At 54.4% G+C, this 20,097-nt stretch carries 20 protein-coding genes; 7 read left to right on the top strand and 13 right to left on the bottom strand.

Annotated elements, in window-relative coordinates:
• Positions 1-1,137, bottom strand: a complete 1,137-nt coding sequence (locus NST08_RS20815; protein WP_007127728.1) for a glycosyltransferase family 4 protein — start codon at positions 1,135-1,137, stop codon at positions 1-3.
• A 114-nt stretch (positions 1,138-1,251) separates the two neighbouring features.
• On the opposite strand from NST08_RS20815, the gene NST08_RS20820 reads away from it, so the two are divergent.
• On the top strand, positions 1,252-2,418 hold the full coding sequence (locus NST08_RS20820; protein WP_007127727.1) for a GGDEF domain-containing protein: 1,167 nt from the start codon (positions 1,252-1,254) through the stop codon (positions 2,416-2,418).
• 267 nt (positions 2,419-2,685) lie between these two features.
• Positions 2,686-4,071, top strand: coding sequence for an RsmB/NOP family class I SAM-dependent RNA methyltransferase (locus NST08_RS20825; protein WP_007127726.1), 1,386 nt, complete (start codon positions 2,686-2,688; stop codon positions 4,069-4,071).
• 144 nt (positions 4,072-4,215) lie between these two features.
• On the opposite strand, the gene NST08_RS20830 is transcribed toward NST08_RS20825, so the two are convergent.
• The 3 genes from NST08_RS20830 to NST08_RS20840 are packed head-to-tail and all read right to left on the bottom strand — an operon-like array spanning position 4,216 to position 7,435.
• Positions 4,216-5,016: a Cof-type HAD-IIB family hydrolase gene (locus tag NST08_RS20830; RefSeq protein ID WP_007127725.1), complete on the bottom strand. Its 801-nt coding sequence runs from the start codon at positions 5,014-5,016 to the stop codon at positions 4,216-4,218.
• Between the two features lie 56 nt (positions 5,017-5,072).
• On the bottom strand, positions 5,073-5,834 hold the full coding sequence (locus tag NST08_RS20835; protein ID WP_007127724.1) for a pseudouridine synthase: 762 nt from the start codon (positions 5,832-5,834) through the stop codon (positions 5,073-5,075).
• The gene (locus tag NST08_RS20840; protein ID WP_007127723.1) at positions 5,831-7,435 is read right to left on the bottom strand and encodes an RsmB/NOP family class I SAM-dependent RNA methyltransferase; all 1,605 of its coding nucleotides are present in this window, start codon (positions 7,433-7,435) and stop codon (positions 5,831-5,833) included. Before NST08_RS20840 ends, NST08_RS20835 begins: the two co-directional genes overlap by 4 nt.
• A 240-nt stretch (positions 7,436-7,675) precedes the next feature.
• On the opposite strand from NST08_RS20840, the gene NST08_RS20845 reads away from it, so the two are divergent.
• Both NST08_RS20845 and NST08_RS20850 read left to right on the top strand, forming a co-directional pair.
• Positions 7,676-8,203: a thioredoxin family protein gene (locus tag NST08_RS20845; protein WP_007127722.1), complete on the top strand. Its 528-nt coding sequence runs from the start codon at positions 7,676-7,678 to the stop codon at positions 8,201-8,203.
• On the top strand, positions 8,200-8,658 hold the full coding sequence (locus tag NST08_RS20850) for a PCYCGC motif-containing (lipo)protein (protein ID WP_007127721.1): 459 nt from the start codon (positions 8,200-8,202) through the stop codon (positions 8,656-8,658). The genes NST08_RS20845 and NST08_RS20850 overlap by 4 nt, the downstream gene beginning before the upstream one ends.
• Before the next feature lie 133 nt (positions 8,659-8,791).
• On the opposite strand, the gene NST08_RS20855 is transcribed toward NST08_RS20850, so the two are convergent.
• The 3 genes from NST08_RS20855 to NST08_RS20865 are packed head-to-tail and all read right to left on the bottom strand — an operon-like array spanning position 8,792 to position 11,173.
• A complete protein-coding gene (locus NST08_RS20855) occupies positions 8,792-9,247 on the bottom strand; it encodes a DUF309 domain-containing protein (protein WP_007127720.1) in 456 nt (151 codons plus the stop codon).
• Positions 9,240-10,052: a GTP pyrophosphokinase gene (locus NST08_RS20860; protein ID WP_007127719.1), complete on the bottom strand. Its 813-nt coding sequence runs from the start codon at positions 10,050-10,052 to the stop codon at positions 9,240-9,242. The genes NST08_RS20855 and NST08_RS20860 overlap by 8 nt, the downstream gene beginning before the upstream one ends.
• Positions 10,053-10,078: 26 nt before the next feature.
• Entirely contained in the window at positions 10,079-11,173 is a 1,095-nt protein-coding gene (locus NST08_RS20865; RefSeq protein WP_341342648.1) for a quinone-dependent dihydroorotate dehydrogenase, read from the bottom strand.
• Positions 11,174-11,360: 187 nt separating this feature from the next.
• Between NST08_RS20865 and NST08_RS20870 the strand changes: the two genes are divergently transcribed.
• A complete protein-coding gene (locus tag NST08_RS20870; RefSeq protein WP_007127717.1) occupies positions 11,361-11,498 on the top strand; it encodes a hypothetical protein in 138 nt (45 codons plus the stop codon).
• On the opposite strand, the gene NST08_RS20875 is transcribed toward NST08_RS20870, so the two are convergent.
• The 3 genes from NST08_RS20875 to NST08_RS20885 all read right to left on the bottom strand — a co-directional run bounded on the left by NST08_RS20875 (position 11,495) and on the right by NST08_RS20885 (position 14,942).
• Positions 11,495-12,940, bottom strand: coding sequence for a L,D-transpeptidase (locus NST08_RS20875; protein WP_007127716.1), 1,446 nt, complete (start codon positions 12,938-12,940; stop codon positions 11,495-11,497). The genes NST08_RS20870 and NST08_RS20875 overlap by 4 nt on opposite strands.
• Positions 12,941-13,254: 314 nt before the next feature.
• A complete protein-coding gene (locus NST08_RS20880; protein ID WP_007127715.1) occupies positions 13,255-13,494 on the bottom strand; it encodes a ferredoxin in 240 nt (79 codons plus the stop codon).
• Between the two features lie 146 nt (positions 13,495-13,640).
• Positions 13,641-14,942, bottom strand: coding sequence for a DNA polymerase IV (locus NST08_RS20885; RefSeq protein ID WP_007127714.1), 1,302 nt, complete (start codon positions 14,940-14,942; stop codon positions 13,641-13,643).
• A gap of 334 nt (positions 14,943-15,276) precedes the next feature.
• Between NST08_RS20885 and cimA the strand changes: the two genes are divergently transcribed.
• Positions 15,277-16,893 (top strand): citramalate synthase, encoded by a 1,617-nt coding sequence (gene cimA / locus NST08_RS20890; RefSeq protein ID WP_007127713.1) that lies wholly within the window; start codon positions 15,277-15,279, stop codon positions 16,891-16,893.
• Positions 16,894-16,970: 77 nt separating this feature from the next.
• On the opposite strand, the gene NST08_RS20895 is transcribed toward cimA, so the two are convergent.
• On the bottom strand, positions 16,971-17,528 hold the full coding sequence (locus tag NST08_RS20895) for a TlpA family protein disulfide reductase (RefSeq protein ID WP_007127712.1): 558 nt from the start codon (positions 17,526-17,528) through the stop codon (positions 16,971-16,973).
• A 148-nt stretch (positions 17,529-17,676) separates the two neighbouring features.
• Between NST08_RS20895 and NST08_RS20900 the strand changes: the two genes are divergently transcribed.
• The gene (locus NST08_RS20900) at positions 17,677-18,171 is read left to right on the top strand and encodes a M67 family metallopeptidase (protein WP_007127711.1); all 495 of its coding nucleotides are present in this window, start codon (positions 17,677-17,679) and stop codon (positions 18,169-18,171) included.
• 78 nt (positions 18,172-18,249) lie between these two features.
• On the opposite strand, the gene NST08_RS20905 is transcribed toward NST08_RS20900, so the two are convergent.
• Entirely contained in the window at positions 18,250-18,990 is a 741-nt protein-coding gene (locus tag NST08_RS20905; protein WP_007127710.1) for an exonuclease domain-containing protein, read from the bottom strand.
• Positions 18,987-20,075: a DUF294 nucleotidyltransferase-like domain-containing protein gene (locus tag NST08_RS20910; RefSeq protein WP_341342262.1), complete on the bottom strand. Its 1,089-nt coding sequence runs from the start codon at positions 20,073-20,075 to the stop codon at positions 18,987-18,989. The genes NST08_RS20905 and NST08_RS20910 overlap by 4 nt, the downstream gene beginning before the upstream one ends.
• Positions 20,076-20,097 lie beyond the last annotated feature (22 nt).

Consider the following 20,097-nt stretch of genomic DNA (forward strand, 5'->3'; position numbering starts at 1 on the left):
TTAGCTCTCTTTCTTCGGTTGATAATTCAAATACATTTTTTTCAGCTGATTGACTGAACGGGACAACGAATATTGGTTTTTCGCCTTATCCGACGCGGTCCGGGCCAGCTCATACCGGTACAGCGGGTCCACGATGACCTTCTCCAGGGCGTCCGCCAGCGCATTCGGATCCTCCGTCGGTACCAGCAGCCCGTTCACCCCGTCCTCAATCTGCTCCGCAATACCGCCGACATTGGTGCCGACTAGCGCAAGGCAGCTCAGCGCCGCCTCCGCGAATACGGAGCCGAAGGCTTCCGCCCTCGATGGCAGAACGAAGATATCAAAGAATGGCATGAATTCCTCGGGATGAAGCGTATAACCGTAAAATATCGTTTCCTGGTAAATGCCCAGCGATTTGGCCATCTCCTCCAGCTCTTGGCGAGCAGGGCCGTCTCCGATGATATGAAGGACATAATCATGGCCTTTTCGTTTCAGCTCGGCGCAAGCCTGGAGCAGAATATCCAGTCCCTTCGCAGGAACAAGGCGGCATACAGTCACCAGCTGAGGGACCGTATTTTCATGGGGAACCGGCTTAAAGCGCCGATCGTCGAATCCGTTATGGATGACCTCGATCGAATCGGCTTGATCCACATATGGAGACATATAGGACTTGAAGGATTCCGACACCGTCACCAGACGGTCGCTGATAAACTCAAGCTCTTTGTACAGAGAGGTGAGGAAACGGTGCTCAGGCCCGCCCTCTCGAATTTTTCCGTTCAAAATCAGCTCCCGCTCATAACTCGAATGGACGGTTTGGATAAGCGGAACCTCCGGGAATACGGCTTTCATGGACATGCCTGCAATCGGATGATGGCTATGAATGAGATCATAAGGCTTTTGGATGCGCAGCCGGGTCCACCATAAATAATCCCGGTAGGTCTGTATATATTTTGCAACAATCGGACTTTCCTCGAATTCCTTCCAATCAAAGGTATGAAAGACCGGATCCTCGTGGCCTTTATTGCGGATCCGCTTCGGGAGCCAGAACATCTCCATCTCCCATCGGGAGGAATGGAACCGTTCCTGCAAATATGGAATCATCGACGATACGCCGCCCGGCTGTTCAGGAGGGAAGAATAATGCTTGAAGAAGTTTCATGGGGATCTCCCTTTCTATAAATCTCTTTCTTTAAATCTCTTTCCAGAATCTTTTTCGATATGATATATTAGAACATATGTTTCATGCAAAGGAAACCTACAGGAGTGAAGCCATTTGTCCACAGATTTGACCTCTTGGTCGACTTCGCCTCTGCCAATGATATTCGCTGTCTGCGGGGCTTGCATCGCGTTCATGATGCTGATCATGTGCCTTTTTATGTACAGCAGGCAGCGGAAGAGCGCATATATTTATATGGCGGCCGCTTTCTCTTTCATTATGACACACGAGGGTCTGAACATCCATTCGGCATGGATCGGAATTGTCGATTTTTCGCCAGAACCGATCGTGCTTCGCATCATCCGCCTCTTCTCATTCGTGCTGCTCAATATGTCCGTTGTCATGCTGTACCGCAAAATCAAGACGATGCATTACTGGCTCCCGCTGCTGACCGCCGCCCTTCTATTGCTTCCGCTGATTCTTCCATCATTTCTGTCCTTCACCATTGATCCGGTCTGGCAAAGCGTATATTTTGACGTCATCTTGCTCTGCGCTTTATATGTCGCCTTTACGAAAGGGGTTCCGCGCATCGGGCAGCCCGTGAAATATGCGGTCGGACTTGCCGCCTACGCTCTGTGGTTCGCGCTTCAAGCCGTACAAACCTACACAGGCATCGTATCCATCCCGCTGCAGGGCTTTGCGCTCGCGCTCCCGGTGTTGTTCTACACCCTTGTATTCTTCATCCTGTTCCGGCGGATCGTAGAACTGATGCAATCCATCTATCGCTCGGCGATCACGGATGGCTTGACCGGCCTATACAACCGGAGACATTTCATGAAATACCTGGATCACTACACTGCCCAGGCTTTGAAGATATCCGCGATCTTCTGCGATATTGACAATTTCAAGAAGCTGAACGATACCCAGGGCCACGCCAGAGCCGATGAAGTGCTGAAGCAAGTGGCTGCCATCATGGAAGAGGAGCTAGACGGGATCGGGATTACCGGCCGATACGGAGGCGAGGAGCTGGTTGCGCTCGTGGTGGATCGCAAGATCAAGCCCTCCCAGGTTGCCGAGAATATCCGGGCCCGCGTGGCTGCGGAGACCATCGTGACCATCAGTGTCGGATACAGCGTGCTCCGTCAGGGCGTCCAGGGGGACGAGCTGATGAATCAAGCCGACAAAGCGATGTATCATTCAAAAACGACGGGTAAGAATAAGGTTACCGATTACCGCTCTTTGGAGGAATTGCTCAATGAGCCGAAGGAAGCCGCCGTCCAGTAAAGGCCAAGGCCGTCCCTTAATCAGGGCGGTCTTTTTTTGCGGCAGAGCGGGTCGTAATGTATTCTTTACGAGCACCGCTGCCGCGTGATAAACTATTGACCGTTCCTCAAGAGCCCGGGAAGTTGCCGCATGGAATTCGCATGATGTTTCGTCCTGGCGCGGCCGCCTTCCTAAGTGCCGTTACCTTATAGTTGCTTCTGCGTGAGCTGCTCGTGGTTACGAGAGAGAACAACGGATATTTTGCACGAAAAAGGAGCTGCTGACCGGATGGGAAAGGAACAACTGCCCGCCGACTTCGTCTCCCGTATGCAGGAGCTGCTTCGAGAGGAGTCGGACGATTTTTTTGCCAGCTATGACATGCCCCGCACGCAAGGCCTTCGTCTTAATCTGCTGAAGGCGGAACGGGCTGCTGAACCTGTACGGAACATCCTGCGGGATTTCCGGCTGACACCGGTTCCCTGGTGCGATACAGGTTATTATTACGATGAAACGGTACGTCCCGGCAAGCATCCGTACCATACTGCCGGACTATATTATATTCAGGAACCCTCGGCGATGTCAGCGGTAGAGCTGCTTGACCCGCAGCCGGGAGAGACGATCCTTGACCTTGCTGCGGCGCCGGGAGGAAAAACCAGCCACATTGCTTCCAAAATGGCGGGACGCGGCCTGCTCATCGCCAATGAGATTCATCCGGAGCGGGCCAGAATCCTCTCCGAGAACGTGGAACGAATGGGTATTTCCAATGCCGTCGTGACCAGTGCTGCACCGGACGAGCTCTCCCGGCGCTTCGCCGGATGCTTCGACCGGATTATGCTGGACGCCCCCTGCTCGGGCGAAGGGATGTTCCGCAAGGATCCCGGCGCGATCGAAGAGTGGTCGCCTTCCCACGTGGAGCTATGCGTCTCCAGGCAATGGGACATTGTGCAGGACGCTTGTGCCATGCTGAAGCCTGGAGGCACTTTAGCCTACTCCACCTGCACCTTCAACGAAGACGAGAACGAGAACATGGTGCAGCGCATCCTCGCCCGGTATCCTGAGCTTCAGCTTTGCGGCATGAAGCGCCTGTGGCCGCACCGGGAACGGGGAGAAGGCCACTTCGTGGCCGTCCTCGTCAAGAACGCGGAGGGAGGATCAGCGGGCGAGCAGCCTCACACGGAGGCAGAGTCCAAGCGAGGCGGCAAATCACGCCGAGGAGACAAGCCCTCGGCGGAGCGATCCGCCCTTGAAGCGTTTAAAGCGTGGGCAGAGCAGGACTTACCGGGCCATGAGCTGCCTCCGGGCGCTCCTCTGTTGTTCGGGGATGAGCTCTATTGGCTGCCGGCCGGCGAAGGCTGGAGCTGGAGCGAGCATCAGCTGCGCGGGCTGAAAATTCTCCGTGCCGGCCTTCATCTCGCCCACCTCAAGAAGAACCGGATCGAGCCCGCCCACGCGCTCGCGATGGCCAGCAAGCCGGAGCAAGCCGCTCGCGCCGTCGATCTGCCCCCGGATTCGGCCGAGGTCTCGGCCTACCTTAGGGGTGAAACGCTATCGGTTCCAGCCGATTATAAAGGATGGACCCTCGTGACGACCGACGGGCTGCCGCTCGGATGGGGCAAGGCCAGCGGCGGACAGCTCAAGAATCACCTGCCTAAGGGCCTGCGCCAGTTTAAGTAATGACAGTGACATTTAAGGCTCCTTCATGCTTGACGACATTGCGGTAGATTCATGTGAGCCGTCATTCAAGCAAATAAGGCGCTGCTGCAGCCACATATCCGTGGTTGCAGCAGCGCCTTGTTTTATGCGCGGAGCATAATAGCACTAGGACAAGCAGTATTTGACCAAAGCTTCGTGAACGCCGTCTTCGTTGTTGGACGCGGTCACCGCATTCGCAGCAGCCTTTACCTCGACCGGCGAGTTGTCCATGGCAATGCCCATGCCGGCAAATGTAAGCATCGTAATATCGTTATAATAGTTGCCGATGGCAAGCACCTCTTCCTGCCGGTATCCCCTTTTCGCGGCAAGCTGCTTCAGCGCACTGCCCTTGGAGGCCTCCGCATGCATCAGATCGATGAAGTATTCGCCGCTGCGGAGCATATTAAGGGTCATCGTCCATGTGCTCCAGTCCTTGAGGACGGCGTCCATATCCCCGGGTTCGCCGAAGGCGGTAAATTTGACAACCGGGTCGGGCAGCTCCTCCCAGGCCGGGAGATTGCTCGGCATCATCAAGTAATTTTCATACATATGCCGGACAGGGCCTGCAAGCTCCTCCACATTGTCTACATACATTTCGAAGGCTGTATTGATGTCGAAATGAACACCCCGCTCCCGGCAATAGGTCATAAACGGATCCAGCTCCGCCTGCTCCATGCCGAACTGGTGAACGATTCGCTTCGTTTCAACCTCCACCGTAGCCGCCCCGTTATGACTGATTACATAACCGCCGAGCCCCATGCTCTCCATGAACGGAATCGAGTTGAGCGGTCCGCGGCCCGTGCACAGCACGATCTCAATCCCCTGCCTTGCAGCTTCCATCACGGTGTTCCTGGTTACCTCGGTTATTTCATGCTCATCATTCAGAAGCGTCCCGTCTACGTCAAGCGCTACTAATTTGTATGCCATTCTCTACCCATCCTTATCCACTTTTTATCGTTGTCTATATCTTTAGCTCGTCCATTTTATTCGTCCGTCGCCCGTCCGATCCCGGCCAGCTCCGCTTTCGTCAGCTCCCGGTAAGAGCCGATCTCGAGCGATTCGTCCAGCCGGAGGGTTCCCATACTGATCCGCTTGAGGTAAATCACCTTTTTGCCGACCGCTTCGAACATTCGCTTGACCTGGTGGAACTTGCCTTCATGGATGGTCAGCGTAATGCGGGAGCGGATGCTTCCATCGCCTTGCTCTTCCAAGGCGTCGATAACGAGCTCCGACGGCAAGGTTACATAACCGTCATCCAAAGTCACGCCCCTGGAAAATTGCCGGATATCCTCCTCGTCCACCCGTCCTTCGACGATCGCCTGATAGGTCTTAGGCACATGCTTTCGGGGTGACAGCAGCTCATGTGCGAGCTTGCCGTCATTGGTCAGCAGCAGCAGGCCCTCCGTATCTTTATCCAATCTTCCAACGGGAAAAGGCTCGAATACAAGATACTTTTCATCCAGAAGATCCAGTACCGTCCGTTCCCGCACATCCTCCGTCGCCGAGATCACGCCTGGAGGCTTATGCAGCATGAGATACACAAACTCCCGATAGGCGATGGTTTCCCCATCGATTTCGATCGAATCCGTATACGGATCCACATGCTTCCCCGGATCTTTTACGACAGTGCCATTCACTACAATGCTGCCGCTCTTGGCCTTCTTCTTCAGCTCGGCCCTGGAGCCGAACCCCATATTGGACAACACCTTATCCAACCGCTGTGTCGTTTTTCCCTTTGCTCTCATACGGATGTCCACCTCCAACCTGCCGGATATTCGTTCTTAAGCATGCCGCCCTGCCATTTGCCCCAGCCTGCCGAGTAGCCATCTATACAGACTAACACATATCCCTTTCCTTCTGCAGCCCCGAAAACTTGCAGCCGCTCCTCCGGTATCGACAGCGTCTCGCCCTTCAGGTAACGGATCGCTTCCCCGTCTTCCGAATGCAGGCTGATCGTCCGCACGAATTCCTCAGCGCGAAGAGCGGTTGCCAGCGGGTGGCCGGGAACAAAGCGTTCGTTCTTGATCTGACCCATATACCACCCGGGGCGAATCACCTTGAGCCTCTCCAGGCGTTCTTTCGGTAACGGGGACAAATACACATGATTCCCGTAGGTAACCGTATAACCATGTAGAGTTCCTGGCAGATCCTCCCTCAGAAACGTTGTAAAAGGTTCCAGCGAGATGGAGTCGGCAGGACGCCCGGAGCCTTGCTGGCGAGTCGAATCATGCTGACCGCCTCTTCCGCCTCCGCGCGGATTGCCTTTGCGCGGATCCCGGAGGGACCCCCGTCCCTTGCGTTCGCTTCGCTTCTCCTTACCGGATGAGACCGCCAGGTGGCCGCCGGCAGCAGTATCCACATGAACAGGGGGCGCTTGTTCATCAGCTTCCTCCATCCGTGCAAGCTCGCCTTCCCGGCGCAGAACGGCAACAAAATGGCCTTCCCCTTGAACTTTATGCGGCCACAGCCTGCCTGTTCCGGCGACCTGCTCACGCACTTCAGCGGAGATATGTTCCATGTGCCGAGCTAACCACTCGGTTTCCCCCGGCGAAAACGGGCCCGAATGATCGATCGGTATGACCCGGAAATCCGGATGCTTCATCAGAAGCTCTGCAATCATTCCCTCATTCTCCTCCGGCGAGAAGGTACATGTAGAATATACAAGCGTTCCTCCCGGACGCAGCATCTTCACGGCTGAATGCAAAATGTCGCGCTGCATTTCGGCAAACGTCAGCGGGGACGACTCCTCCCAATATTTCAGCATCGACTCGTCCTTGCGGAACATGCCTTCACCTGAGCAGGGTGCGTCAATCAGTATTTTCGTAAAGGCCTCGGGAAAGGCCTCGGCAATCCGCTCCGGGCTGTCATTAAGCACAATGGCATTGCGTACCCCGTACATTTCCAAGTTTTTGGCCAGCGCTTTGGTGCGGTCCGGATGCAGGTCATTGCTGACCAGCACCCCCTTACCCTGCAGCTTGGCAGCTATTTGCGTCGATTTCCCGCCCGGTGCGGCGCACAGGTCCAGCACGACATCGCCCGGCTCAACGCCAAGGAGCTCAACCGGAGCCATGGCGCTCGGCTCCTGAATATAATACAGCCCCGCATGATAATACGGGTGCCGTCCCGGGCGCTCCCCTTCTTCAATATAATAGCCGGTCTTGCACCAAGGTATCGGGTCCAGCTTATATGGCGAGATGCGGCGGAAATCTTCATCCGAAATCTTCAGCGTGTTGACCCGGATCCCGGCAAACGGAGGCTGTTCGTAGGATTTCATAAAATTGTCATAGTTCGGTCCCAGCAGTGTTTTCATCTTCGCCTGAAACGGCGAGGGCAGACGTAATGCCATGTTTAGTACCTACCTGTTCTGTATCAGATCTGTTGCCCGCTTATTTCGTCAATATGTAGCGGCGTTTCGCATGTTCCGCTCCTACCGTTAATATTGTATAATAAACTACATTAAAAAGGACAAGTCCTTATAGAGGTTGTTCAAAAAGTCGTCTTTTGATCACGAAGGGGGTCATAAAGTAACTCGACCTTTTTGAACTCTCACTTGTGCGCTTATTATTAATCCTTAAGGGGTGTATTCATGAATCGAAAAAAAAAGAATAACTACACAGCGCTTTACGCATTCGGAGGCGTATTTGTTGTCCTTGTTGCGGCGCTTGTCATTCTGAACCTCTCGGGCGGGAAGAGCGACCTGTACGGCGGCAAGAAAATATCCAGCCTGAATCCGGCTACGCAAGAGCTGCTGAATGATCCGAACTATCAGAATATCATACTTCCGGATCAGTTGAAGGACAAGGTCAACAACAAGGAGAACTTCTTCGTATACTTCTTCGCATCCGACTGTCCGCATTGCCGGGCGACAACCCCTGAACTGATGCCGCTGGCCAGCGACGCCGGCATTTCACTGCACCAGTACAATCTGCGTGAATATCAGGAAGGCTGGAGAGATTACAATATCGAGTTCACCCCTACCCTTGTCTACTTCGAGAACGGTGTGGAGAAGGAACGCATGGTCGGCGGTTTGAAGCCGGAAGGTGCATCGGAAGGGTACAGCTTGGACGATTTCAAGCAATTCCTGGACAAATATAAAGGGAGTGTGACGAAATGAAGCGCACTCGGGCCATCCTATTTACCTTCATGCTGTCAGGCATGCTACTTGCCGCATGCGGCGGCAAGGAATCTGCTACCGCAGGGCATCATCATGGGGCCGCCTCCGAACGGTATGAAACAACGGCAAGCGTGAGCGAGATGCCGAAATTCCTATCAAGCTACACCGACAATACGCAGGCGACCTATGCGACGGTCGGCGAACTGGAAGATATCATTAAAGAGATCAAATGCTACTGCGGCTGCATGGACGAGGAAACCGGCTATCACGATTCCCTTCACCGCTGCTTCATCGCCGAGAACAAGGACGGCGAGGTGAAATGGACGGACCATGGCGCCCAGTGCGGCATATGCCTTACCGAGCTTCAGGATGCGAAGCGGCTTCATGACGAAGGCAAATCCGTCGATGAAATCAAGCAATTTATCGACAATAAATATAAAGGCACCGAGTCCTGATTCGATATATTTGCAAAAAGAAGAGCTGCTCTCAAGTAGATTATTCTACTGACGGGCAGCTCTTGTTTATCTTTTCTATATCTTGCGCTAACTCCTTGATCGATATTTCCGACCATGCATTTCGCTTCCCGGATTAAGAGGACAATCCTTGCTTCGCACGCGGCCGTTCCGGCTTACGCCGCTGCGGCACATTCGGAGGAATATGCCTCGAGGCCTCATCGACGGCTTTCCGAAGCTTCGGATCCACGATGTCGATCGTCAAATCCCGATACGGAATCGGGTATTGCTCGTACCCGGACAGTCCGCGGACATACTCCCGCATCTCCTCCACCAGTTTTCCCATCCGGATGCCCAGCTCATCTTCGGCATAGCCTTCGAGCTTGTTTACGGCGCTGCGAAACATCTTCAATCCGCCCCGAATGTTATCGTTCCGGAAATGGAACAAGGCGACAGCCGCTTGAAGGAGCCCCTTGTATCTCGGATCCTTATCCGTATCGAGCCAAAGCTCCTCCAGCACCTCATGACATTCGAAATAGTCCCGGTCCCGGTTGAAGTAAACGAGGAACGCTACGTACAGCCGCTCATACATCGTACTCGTTCACTTTCTTCTTGGCCTGTGACAACAGCTCCTTCACCTCGTCCAAGAGCAGCTTCATTTCCTCCATGTCATGCTCCTGCCAGATGGCGTTAAAGCGCTCCTGGAAGGAGATCGCTTCGTTGACCAGGTGGAAAAAATACAGCTGGTGAATCGCATGCAGCACCTGGGTCGTTATGTTGGAATCATCCTCGAACCGACGCTGCGCTTCCAGTATTTCCTCGCGGATGCTGGACATTTCGGTATCGAGCGTGTTCGCCGCTTCTCCGGCCTTTTTCAGACGTTCCCGGATATCGTCAGGCAGGCTTTCTCTATATTTATAGCTGAGCGAGTGCTCGATCGTAGCCCAGAAATTCATCGCAAGCGTCCGGATTTGAATCTCGGCTAGCACCTTCTTCTGCCCGAGCGCGGTCTGCACCGGATACTCGATGATCATATGGAAGCTGCGATAGCCGCTTTCCTTAAAGTTTGTTATATAATCCTTCTCATATAATACCGTCAGGTCCTTCCGTGCCCGAATATACTCGGCAACCCGCCGGATGTCTTCCACGAATTGGCACATGATCCGGATGCCCGCGATATCCTCGATTCCGGTTTCCAGCTGATCCATAGGAACATTAAGGCGTTTTGCCTTGTCCAGAATGCTCGATATCCGCTTGACCCGGCCCGTTACGAATTCGATAGGCGCATATTCCTCCCGTTTCTTCAGCTCTGCGCGCATCGTCTTGAATTTGACCTTCAATTCTTCAACGGTCTGCTCGTACGGAAGCAAAAATGTCCCCCAGTCTCTAACGTCCATTGCCCTTGCCTCCTGTCTTTACCCCTTTACCGATGATTCGCCCCGACAGCTTCGGAAATATGGCTGAAGCCGTCCTTGGCCAGCAGCTGCCTCAAACCGGCGTGCAGCTTGCGGTTGACCTCGGGCCCTTCATAGATAAGTGCCGTATAAATTTCTACCAGGCTGGCGCCTGCGCGTATTTTCTCATAGGCATCGGCTGCCGTGAAGATTCCCCCGGAGCCGATGATCGGCAGCGCTCCGCCGGTCTGCTTATAAATCCTGGAGATGATTTCAGTCGAGCGCTCGCGCAGCGGCTTCCCGCTGAGCCCGCCGGTCTCTTTGGCGTTGGTGTGCGTAAGCCCCTCCCTGGAGAGCGTTGTGTTGGTAGCAATAATGCCGGACACCCCGCTGGCACGGATCGTCTCCACCATGTACTCCAGCTCGGCATCGCTCACGTCCGGCGCAATCTTGACGAGCACAGCCTTCCGGCTGCCGTGAATCTCCGCCTGCCGGTTCATCTCGTTCATCACCGCTTCCAGCAATGACGAGAGCTCGCTGCCGTGCTGCAAGCTCCGCAGGTCCGGCGTGTTCGGCGAGCTGATATTCACCACGAAAAAATCGCCATACGGAAACAAAGCCTGGATGCAGGCCTCGTAGTCGCCATTCGCCTTCTCGTTCGGCGTAACTTTATTTTTACCGATGTTGACCGCTACCGGAATCCGGCGCTCCTTGAGCGCGGACAGCCTCTTCGCCATCGCATCGGCGCCTTCGTTATTAAAGCCCATTCGATTGATGAGCGCCTCATCCGGAGGCAAACGGAACAGCCTCGGCTGTTCATTACCCGGCTGGGCTTTCGGCGTAACCGTACCAACTTCCATAAAACCAAAGCCGATGGAGGAAAATCCCTTGACGGCTTGCGCATTTTTATCCAAACCGGCGGCAAGCCCGACCAGTGTCGGGAAGTGAAGTCCGAACAGGTCCACGGCCAAATCCGGGGTTTCGCTCACGCCATACATCCCCCGCATGACCGCTTCCGCGCCGATGACGCCGGAGGCACGCCCAAGGCCGCCGACCACGAGATGGTGGGCCTTTTCCGGGTCCATTTTGAAAAATAAAGGTTTGCCTATATTGCGGTACAGCACATCGACTCTTCCTCTCATCCAATTAATTTCTCTACCCTTCAGTTTATCCGTTTCCGCCGCAAAAAGAAAGTTTTTGGGCATAAACCGGGCGCGCTTGCGTACGGACATGTTATGGATTTTTGGGCGCAAACCCTATACAATATAAGGAAATCAGCGATTATTTCATTGAGAAAGAAGGGAACGCCATATGTCAGCCAAACGAAAGCCTCCAGTCCTGCAGCAAAAAAAAGAAGAGGTTAACAAGAAAGCTCTGCTGTGGATCGGCACAGGCATCGCACTCCTTGTTATCCTCATTATCGTACTGATTGTGATTTCCCAGCCTTAATCAAGCCAGTGATACACTTTGGCGGGGTTGGTCTGACCCTGGCTGTGCTTCAGCTTGAAGCGCTCTTTCGGCGTCCACAGGTCGTCAGGCAGAACCCCTTCCCGAATTTTCACCGAGGTTCCCATCGGAACGAGATCGAACAGCTCTTCGACATCCTCTTTCAGCATCCGGATGCAGCCCTCGGACTCGTCCGCGCCGATGCTGTCCAAATCCTCCGTGCCGTGTATCGCGTACTGCGTATCGGATAACTGCATGCCTCGTGTGCCGTAGGGGCCTCTGGTCGTCCCATTCGGGTTAACCACCTTATCGCTGATCTGAAAATCCCCAAGCGGCGTCTTGGCTCCGCCAAGCCCGACCGCATAGTTCCGAAGCATGATCTTACCGCTGACCACGGCGAGGCGATGCTTGTCCTTGTCAATGATGACCTGCAGCGGCTCCTTGAAATACGGAGCTCCGTCCGGCGAGGTGCCCCAGTATCCGGGCTTGTCCGCCGCTTCTCCTTCTTCCGCATTCCCCTTGGCATCGTCTTGTACCTTGCCGGGAGGGGCATCGTCCTGTTTCAGCTGAATCAGGACATCAAACATGTCCTCCATCGCAGTCGAGCGCCCGGACAGCCAGTTGTTCGGAAACGGCCGAGTCAGCTCATCCAGCGAACTCGGCAGCCGCCCGTGCCGTGTTTGATAGTTCTCCACCGCCTTCTCCAGCACGGCCGTCTCCAATTGCAGATCCGCCCACTGCTTCGCGCTGCGGGCCAATCCCGCACTGCTTTGCGGCTCGCACTCGCATTCTCCGGCAGCTCCTTCGAACGGCGTAATCGCTATTTCCCCTGCCCGGTCCCGATGCAATGCATATAACCGCTCCATATCGCTGCTCCAGAGCAGCCACTTGCCCCGGAGAGGCATACCAAGCGCAACCGACCATGAAGGTAATTGCTCGGGATGCATTAGAAGGCGAGGCAATGCGCTGTCTCCCTCTTCGTCCGCCCCGTCGCCGGCTACTGCGTTCCTGCCTTCGGCCACAGCTGTGAACATCGGTTTACCCGCACGTTCGCCCACCGCTTGCCTGATCGCCGCTGCGGAAGCCGGGGCTTCAGGCTGAGCATCGGCTTCCGCCGGCAATCCTCCCGGATATCCCGGAGCTTGCGCAGGCGGAATGAGAACGAGGAGCAGCAGCGCGAGGGCTACCAGCCAGCGCCGGTTCCGCCTCCGCTTGAGCTCCTTCTCCCGCTCGAGCTGCAGCAGACGCTGCTCGTAATTTTTCCATATGTCCGAAGGGACTTTGCTTAGCTCGAAGGCCTCGTATACCTCCTCAGCCCGGTTATAGCAGTAAGTGGCCTTGCCCTGCTCTCCTGCCCGCTCGTACTCCTTGCCCAGCAAATACCAGGCCATCTTGTTATCGGGATGGGTCTCCACATACCTTTTAAGGTACATTGAATTGTTCATATGAGAGCCTCCAATACGGCTTCAATTGTTATCTAGATCTGGATATGTCCATATCCTTTATATCGGATCCTGCATCCGGAATATGTATAAATTACAGATTGATGCCATATGTCATTCTAGCCTTATGTCCTTATGTCATGCTAGCCCCATATTTTCTGCCCCATGTCATCTTAGTCTTACGCCACTCTCTCGTGTATGTCGCTCGCAATTATCGTCATTTGCGCATACGAAAAACGTCCCCTGCCGCTGCAGGCAGGGGACGTAAGTTATGAGTTCATAAATATAGGATGTTATAGTATTTAGCCGACTCGCAATTATTCAGCGTTGAACGGTTCGTCAGCGATGCGGATCGAATCCGTCGGGCAACCGTCGCAAGCATCGAGCATATCGTCGTGCATGTCTTCCGGTATTTCCGTCACCCCGCGGTTATTGTCCCCGTTAAAGATTACTTCCGCCAGGCCTTCATCATCATAATCGTAAATATCAGGGGCTGTTGCTCCGCAAGCGCCGCATGCGATGCATGTATCTTTATCAACCCAGGTGTATTTAGCCATAGTCTCTCTTCCTCCTGTATATCTATAAACATTCTTTTAAATGAACAAAATACAAGCCAACGGATTTGCTCCGCCATCTTCATATATTAATACAATTTTTTTAGGAATACAAATAAATTTCCTAACATATTCCGACAAAACGACGTCTAATCTTCGTTATTTCGCGATTGGCCATGCTCTCTGGCAAAGTCCATCTGCAGCGATGTTCCTCTCCGTTTATGATCGCGGATGAGGGACGACGGATCATCACCCAGCATGCCGGCCGTCAGCACGGCGCTCTCCCCGAATTTATTGCGCAGCTCGTCCATAACCCGGGTCAGCGACTCCTTCTTCGGCTGCTTCTCATAATCGAACAGATCGAGCTGAATCGCCGCTTCCTCCTTCCGGGCAAGCTGCTGCAGCGTGACGCCGAGCAGCCTAAGCGGGCGTTCCTGCTTCCAATGCCGATCATACAATACACAGGCTTCCCGGTAGATGTCTTCCGTATTCTCGGTCGGAACGGAAAGCTGCTTCGATCGGGTGATCGTCTTCATATCCGGCGTGCGCAGGGTAATCTGGATCCCGCTGGCCATCAAGCCCTTACGCCTTAGCCGGCGCGCAACCTGATCGCTTAAATTCAGCAGCACGCGCTTCGCTTCGTCACTCGAGGTGACGTCCTGCGGCAGCGTCGTCGTGTGCCCGATGGATTTGCTCTGCTCCCGTTCCGCCACGACAGGTGAATGGTCAATCCCGTTCGCGGCGCGCTTCATCCAAGCCCCCGTCACGCCAAAGGCCGAAGTCAGCAAATGTTCATCGGCTTTGGCCAGATCGCCGATGGTGAGAATGTTCAGCTTGCGAAGCTTCTCGGCCGTCTTGCGGCCGATGCCGAACAGCTCGGCGCACGGCTTGCCCCACAGCACATTCGGCACATCCCGGATCCGGAGCACCGAGAGCCCGCTCGGCTTCTTCATGTCCGACGCCATCTTGGCGAGCAGCTTGTTCGGCGCGATGCCGACGGAGCATGGCAGGGACAGCTCCTCGCGGATCCGTTCCTGGATCTCCTTCGCGATATCGAGCGGTGTGCCGAATTGCTTGGAGCCGGTAATATCCAGATAGCATTCGTCGATCGACGTCGCTTCCAGCAGCGGCGTGTAAGCATACGCTATATTCATAAACGCATTGGAGTACTTCCGGTACAGATGGAAATCAGGCTGAATGATGATCAGGTCCGGGTACAGCCGCAGCGCCTGCCTTACATTCATTCCCGTGCGAATGCCGAGGGCACGTGCAGCATAGGAGCAGGTAACGATGACCCCTTTGCGCAGCTCGACGCTCCCGGCGACGGCCGTCGGCTTGCCGCGATACAGCTCCGGCTCTTCCGCCTCATGCACCGAGCAGTAAAAAGCATTCATATCCACATGTAGAATGACGCGGCCGCTGGCCGGATAATAATCATCAATATGTCCCATGGGGATACCTTCTTTCTGTTTGGTACGGTTCTATCTTAAATCCGAGACGCGGTTAATCTCATATTCGATAAGGATAAGGTTACATTCCTGACGCCTACAGCATACCCCTCGACGAATCGAACGGTCAAGACGGCTTGCTTTCTTAAAAGTTTGTTTTACTCTGTTACTTTCCCGCAAAGAAATGCTATAATACAAAATTATAAGAAAATCGTATACCAACAAGCATCATAAGAAGCACTGCTTCAGGCTTGCGGCATCTGGAATGCAAGCGCTATGAATGAATCACACACAAACTAAAAACAGTCCATCCCGGACACCCAAAAAGGAGGACATCATGTCTAAGTCCATTTCCATCTTTGATACGACGCTTCGCGACGGAACCCAAGGCGAAGGAGTCAGCCTGTCAGCGGACGACAAGGTCAAAATTGCCAAGAAGCTGGATGCTCTTGGTGTTCATTATATTGAAGGCGGGATCCCGGGAAGCAACAGCAAGGACATCGAGTTTTTCAAAAGAGTCCAGGAGCTTCGCTTAACCTCCAAAATAACGGCGTTCGGCAGCACCCGCCGCAAAGGTTCCGTTGCGGAGCAGGATGCGAATCTGAAGCGAATCCTGGAGTCGGGCGTACAGGCCGCGACGCTGGTAGGGAAGTCATGGGATTTCCATGTCCATACGGCGCTTCAGACGACGCTGGAAGAGAATCTGTCCATGATCTATGATTCCATCGCCTTTCTTAAGCAGAAGGGACTCGAGGTTATCTTTGACGCCGAGCACTTCTTCGACGGCTATAAGAATAATCCGGAGTATGCGGTTGCCGTGTTGTCCAAAGCCCGTGAAGCAGGCGCCGATTGGCTCGTCATGTGCGACACGAACGGGGGCAGCCTGCCGCATGAAATTTCGCAGATCGTCACTTCTTTGCAAGGCCCTCTGCCAGGTGCCAACCTGGGGATTCATACGCACAATGACTGCGAGCTGGCGGTAGCCAATACGCTAAGCGCTGTACAGGCCGGGGTCCGCCACGTTCAGGGAACGATGAACGGATACGGGGAACGCTGCGGTAACGCGAATCTGTGCTCCATCATCCCGAATCTGCAGCTGAAGCTCGGTTACGAATGCATCGGCGAAGAGAATCTGCGGACCTTGACCAATACCGCAAGATATATCAGCGAAATTGCCAATGTCAACATGCCGGTCAATCAGCCGTATGTCGGCAATGCGGCCTTTGCCCACAAGGGCGGCATCCACGTCTCCGCCATTTTGCGCGATTCCCGGACGTACGAGCACATCGAGCCTGAGAAGGTCGGGAACAAGCAGCGGGTGCTCGTATCCGAGCTGGCCGGCCAGAGCAATGTCGTCTCCAAGGCTCAAGATATGGGCATAGCGCTCGATCCGGCAAGCGAGCAGTCAAAGCATATTATCGGAAAGATCAAGGAGCTTGAGCATGAAGGCTACCAGTTCGAGGGTGCCGACGCATCCTTGGAGCTGCTGCTGCGGGAAGCGAGCGGGGAGCTGAAGGAGTTGTTCACCTTCGAATCCTTCAAAATGCTTGTCGAGAAGGCAGCCGGACAGCCGGTAGTCTCCGAGGCCTTCGTTAAGGTGAACGTTGCCGGGGAGAGCATCTACACGGCGGCTGAAGGCAACGGACCGGTCAATGCGCTTGACAACGCGCTCCGTAAGGCGCTCGTTCAATACTTTCCAACGCTTAAGGAAATGCATCTGGCCGACTATAAAGTGCGCGTCCTGGATGATAAAGACGCCACTGCCGCGAAGGTCCGCGTATTGATCGAATCGAAAAACTTCGAGAATTCATGGAATACGGTCGGCGTATCCAGCAACGTCATCGAAGCGAGCTGGGAGGCGCTGGTCGACAGTATGAGATATGCCCTCCTCGGCCAAATATCGCCGGAGCATGTGCATGCAGCCGAGAAACGGCAGGGGCTGGTCAATCACTAATCACTACTCCACTTAACGAAAAAGAGCGCGGGTATCCAAGCAAGATCGGATACCTGCGCTTTTTTATATGCCGCCGCTTACTCCTTGACAAGCTTCGCAACCTTCTTGTGCAGATCTTTCGGATCAGGCGCACCGAGTATGATTTCCTGGATGACGCCGTTGCGATCGATCAGGACGTTCGTAGGGAAGGCTTGGCCATGGTACAGCCCCTCGAACACCTCCCCCTTCGGGTCCGTGAGGATCGGATAACGAAGATTGTAGTCTTGAATAAACTGCTCTGCTTTTTTCTTATTATCGTATTTGCCTACATTAATCCCGTAAATCTCCAGTTCATCTGCGTACTGCTCCGCCAGCTTGTTAAGCTCCGGCGCTTCCTGCTGGCAGGGACCGCACCAGGACGCCCAGAAGTTGATCAGCAGCGCCTTATCACGCGGGCCTCCGGCGGAATACGTCTCTTTGTCATCAAAGCCTTGGAGCGTAAAAGTCGGGGCGAGCAGCCCTGCTTTGGCTCCCGTCTCGGTCGGAAGAGGCTTCTCCTGCAAGAAGACGGCCTCGATATCGTCGCCGGCCTGATTATAAATGACGGCACCCGCCGCGATAATGATCAGAACCAGGATCATGATGTTACGTTTCATGGGTATGGATTCCTTTGCTATACTTAGTAGGATGCTGCTTTGAAGAAGCGTATCCCCGCTAATATCAATCAGCATCCAATACCTATTGTACCCTGAAACCGGCAACTTTCAAACCACGCAGCACGAAGATAGTAATTGGAGGATGACCATGAATAAATCAGAGAATCCGTTCCGCCCCATTCTCCTCTGCAGGCCCGTATTCGAGCAGATGGCTGCTTATACATACGCCGCGCTTCCTCAAGAGGCATGCGGAATCCTTATCGGGCAGGGGAATCATCAAAATGCACCGATAAGCGTATCGGAATTTATACCTGTACCGAATACCGCCGAGGATCCGCTGCATCATTTTCGGCTTGAGCCGGCGGAATGGACCCGCCTTCTCCTGTCGAAGCGCGGCATCATCGGCTTGTTCCACAGCCATCCCTCCTCCCACCCGGAGCCCTCACGGAAGGACCTTGCCGACCTGCAGGCCTTCGGCGGCCTGTTCAGTATTTATCTCATCGGCACACCGGCTGGAACCGGGACAGAAGAGCTTAAGCTGAACGCCTACCGGGTTGAAGCACGCATGGACAAGGATGAACGAGGGGTTAAGAAAATACAATCGCTCCTCCCTCATACCTTCGAGATCCGGGACGATGGTTAGACAGCCCACCCCGGCTGCTGAACGATACTGCTACTGGCCCTTCAACGGCCGGAAACGGCTCGGGGCTCGTGCTGCGATTCAATCCTTGCCTAAATAAACGTACATATCGCCAAGCGTTTCGGCAAAGCCCCGCTCCTGGATTTCCCGTATATAGCGCGTCCACAGGCGGGCGGTCATCCGGGCATCGGACAATGCCTGGTGCCTTCCTTCCACCGGAATGCCGCTGCTTTGCAGCAGCTCATCCAGGCTGTAGCCAGTTTGTCCGGGGAAGAGCTTCTGTGCCAGCATCATCGTATCCAGCAGTCTGTGGGAGAGACGGACCTTAGACGTTTTCCACAGCGCCGCATTCAGAAACCCCCGGTCATGCGCGGCAGCATGGGCAACCAGAACACTGCCGCCGACAAAGCTCATGAAATCGCGAAGCCCCTCCACTAAAGGCGGGGCTTCATCGACCATAGCCTGCGTTATGCCCGTCAGCTCCGTGATCGAAGGAGGCACCGGAGCGCCGCTGTTAACGATCATGTGGAATTCATCCTCTTCGATGATTCGCTCTCCTATGGCCCTGACCGCTCCGAACGATAAGATTTCATCACCGTGCTGATGATGGAACCCTGTCGTCTCCAGATCGAACACGACGACCTCCAACTCGTTCAGGGGCGTCCCCAAAGCTTCCGGCCTCCGGTTATCCTTCATTTGCGAACGGATAAAGGCAAGCTGCTGCGCCGTCTGGGCACCGCGCATTGACGTGATGGCGGAATGGATGTTGCGGGGGCGGAGCATATTCCAGAACCCTCCGCCCGGTTGGACTGGCTCTGTCATAGGTTCCTCCTTTCCGCAAAACGATGCTCTCGCTGCAAGGAGCGGTGAATCCGTCTCACCACGCCCAGCGTATCGCGGAGCTCATACTGCACGTTTTTGTTCTTAAGCTGCTCTTTCTGAATATAACCGCTGCTCTTGACTAGCCCATCCTCGATGCGCCAAGGAGTATCGTTACGGTAACGCAAGGCTGTAAGGAATGCGCGCTGCACGCTCTCGAGCAGCAAATTATCCCCTTCGAGCAGCATCACTTTCTCCATCCGCTTCAAGGTGGAATGCTCGATAATTCCCCGCTGCAGCGCCATCGTTCGAATGCTGTTCACCAGCGGGATATACATCCCGTATTTCACGTCAAAATCGCCTGCATGCTCGCCGAACCTTTCGGTCACGATTCTGCCCATCACGTTTAGCGTAGCTTTATGCCGGACCGTGTTTCGCAACACGGCATGCGTAATTCCCGGATGCTGCCCGACCGAGCTTCGGAAATGGGACAGCCATGCATCAGAAAGCTCGGGGCATCCGGCGATGAGGCGAAGATCGGAGGCTATGATCAGATTCCGGATCGGCTCCCACTCGTGATTACTGCTCCATTCAAGGATCTGATTCTTCCAGTCTTCAAGACGCATACTCCACAAGGGCTCGGAGCACATCACCCTGCCCGGACATTTTGGATAACCCAGCACTTCCAGCATGTCGGCGAGTCTCAAACCGAATTCGCGGAAATATGCCAGATCCTCCCCCTGCATCTCATCGCCGATGATCAGACCGTTATCTTGATCGCTCCATAATGTCGCCTCCTGCCTTCCGATGCTGCCAAAAGCAACAAAAGCATAACGTGCGGGAAGCCGTCCGAAGCCGGCCTCCCACATGTTCTGCTCACAGAGCTCCGCTGCGCGCCTGTTGATCTGGTCATGCATGCTGTTCACGGAAGCGACCCACTCCAAAAACTCCATCTTGGGGCGCAGATCAAGCAGCTGCTGTTGACATGTAATCCGTACATCACGCAATTGCTCGACTGAATTTGCTTTCTGAATGTCCGGCATTTCCGAATGCTCCGGAAGCCGGTTGACGGATGCTTTGGATTCCATGCTGCGGCCTCCTTATTTATTC

Source organism: Paenibacillus sp. FSL K6-1566 (assembly GCF_038050475.1).
GTDB lineage: Bacteria > Bacillota > Bacilli > Paenibacillales > Paenibacillaceae > Paenibacillus_AQ > Paenibacillus_AQ lactis.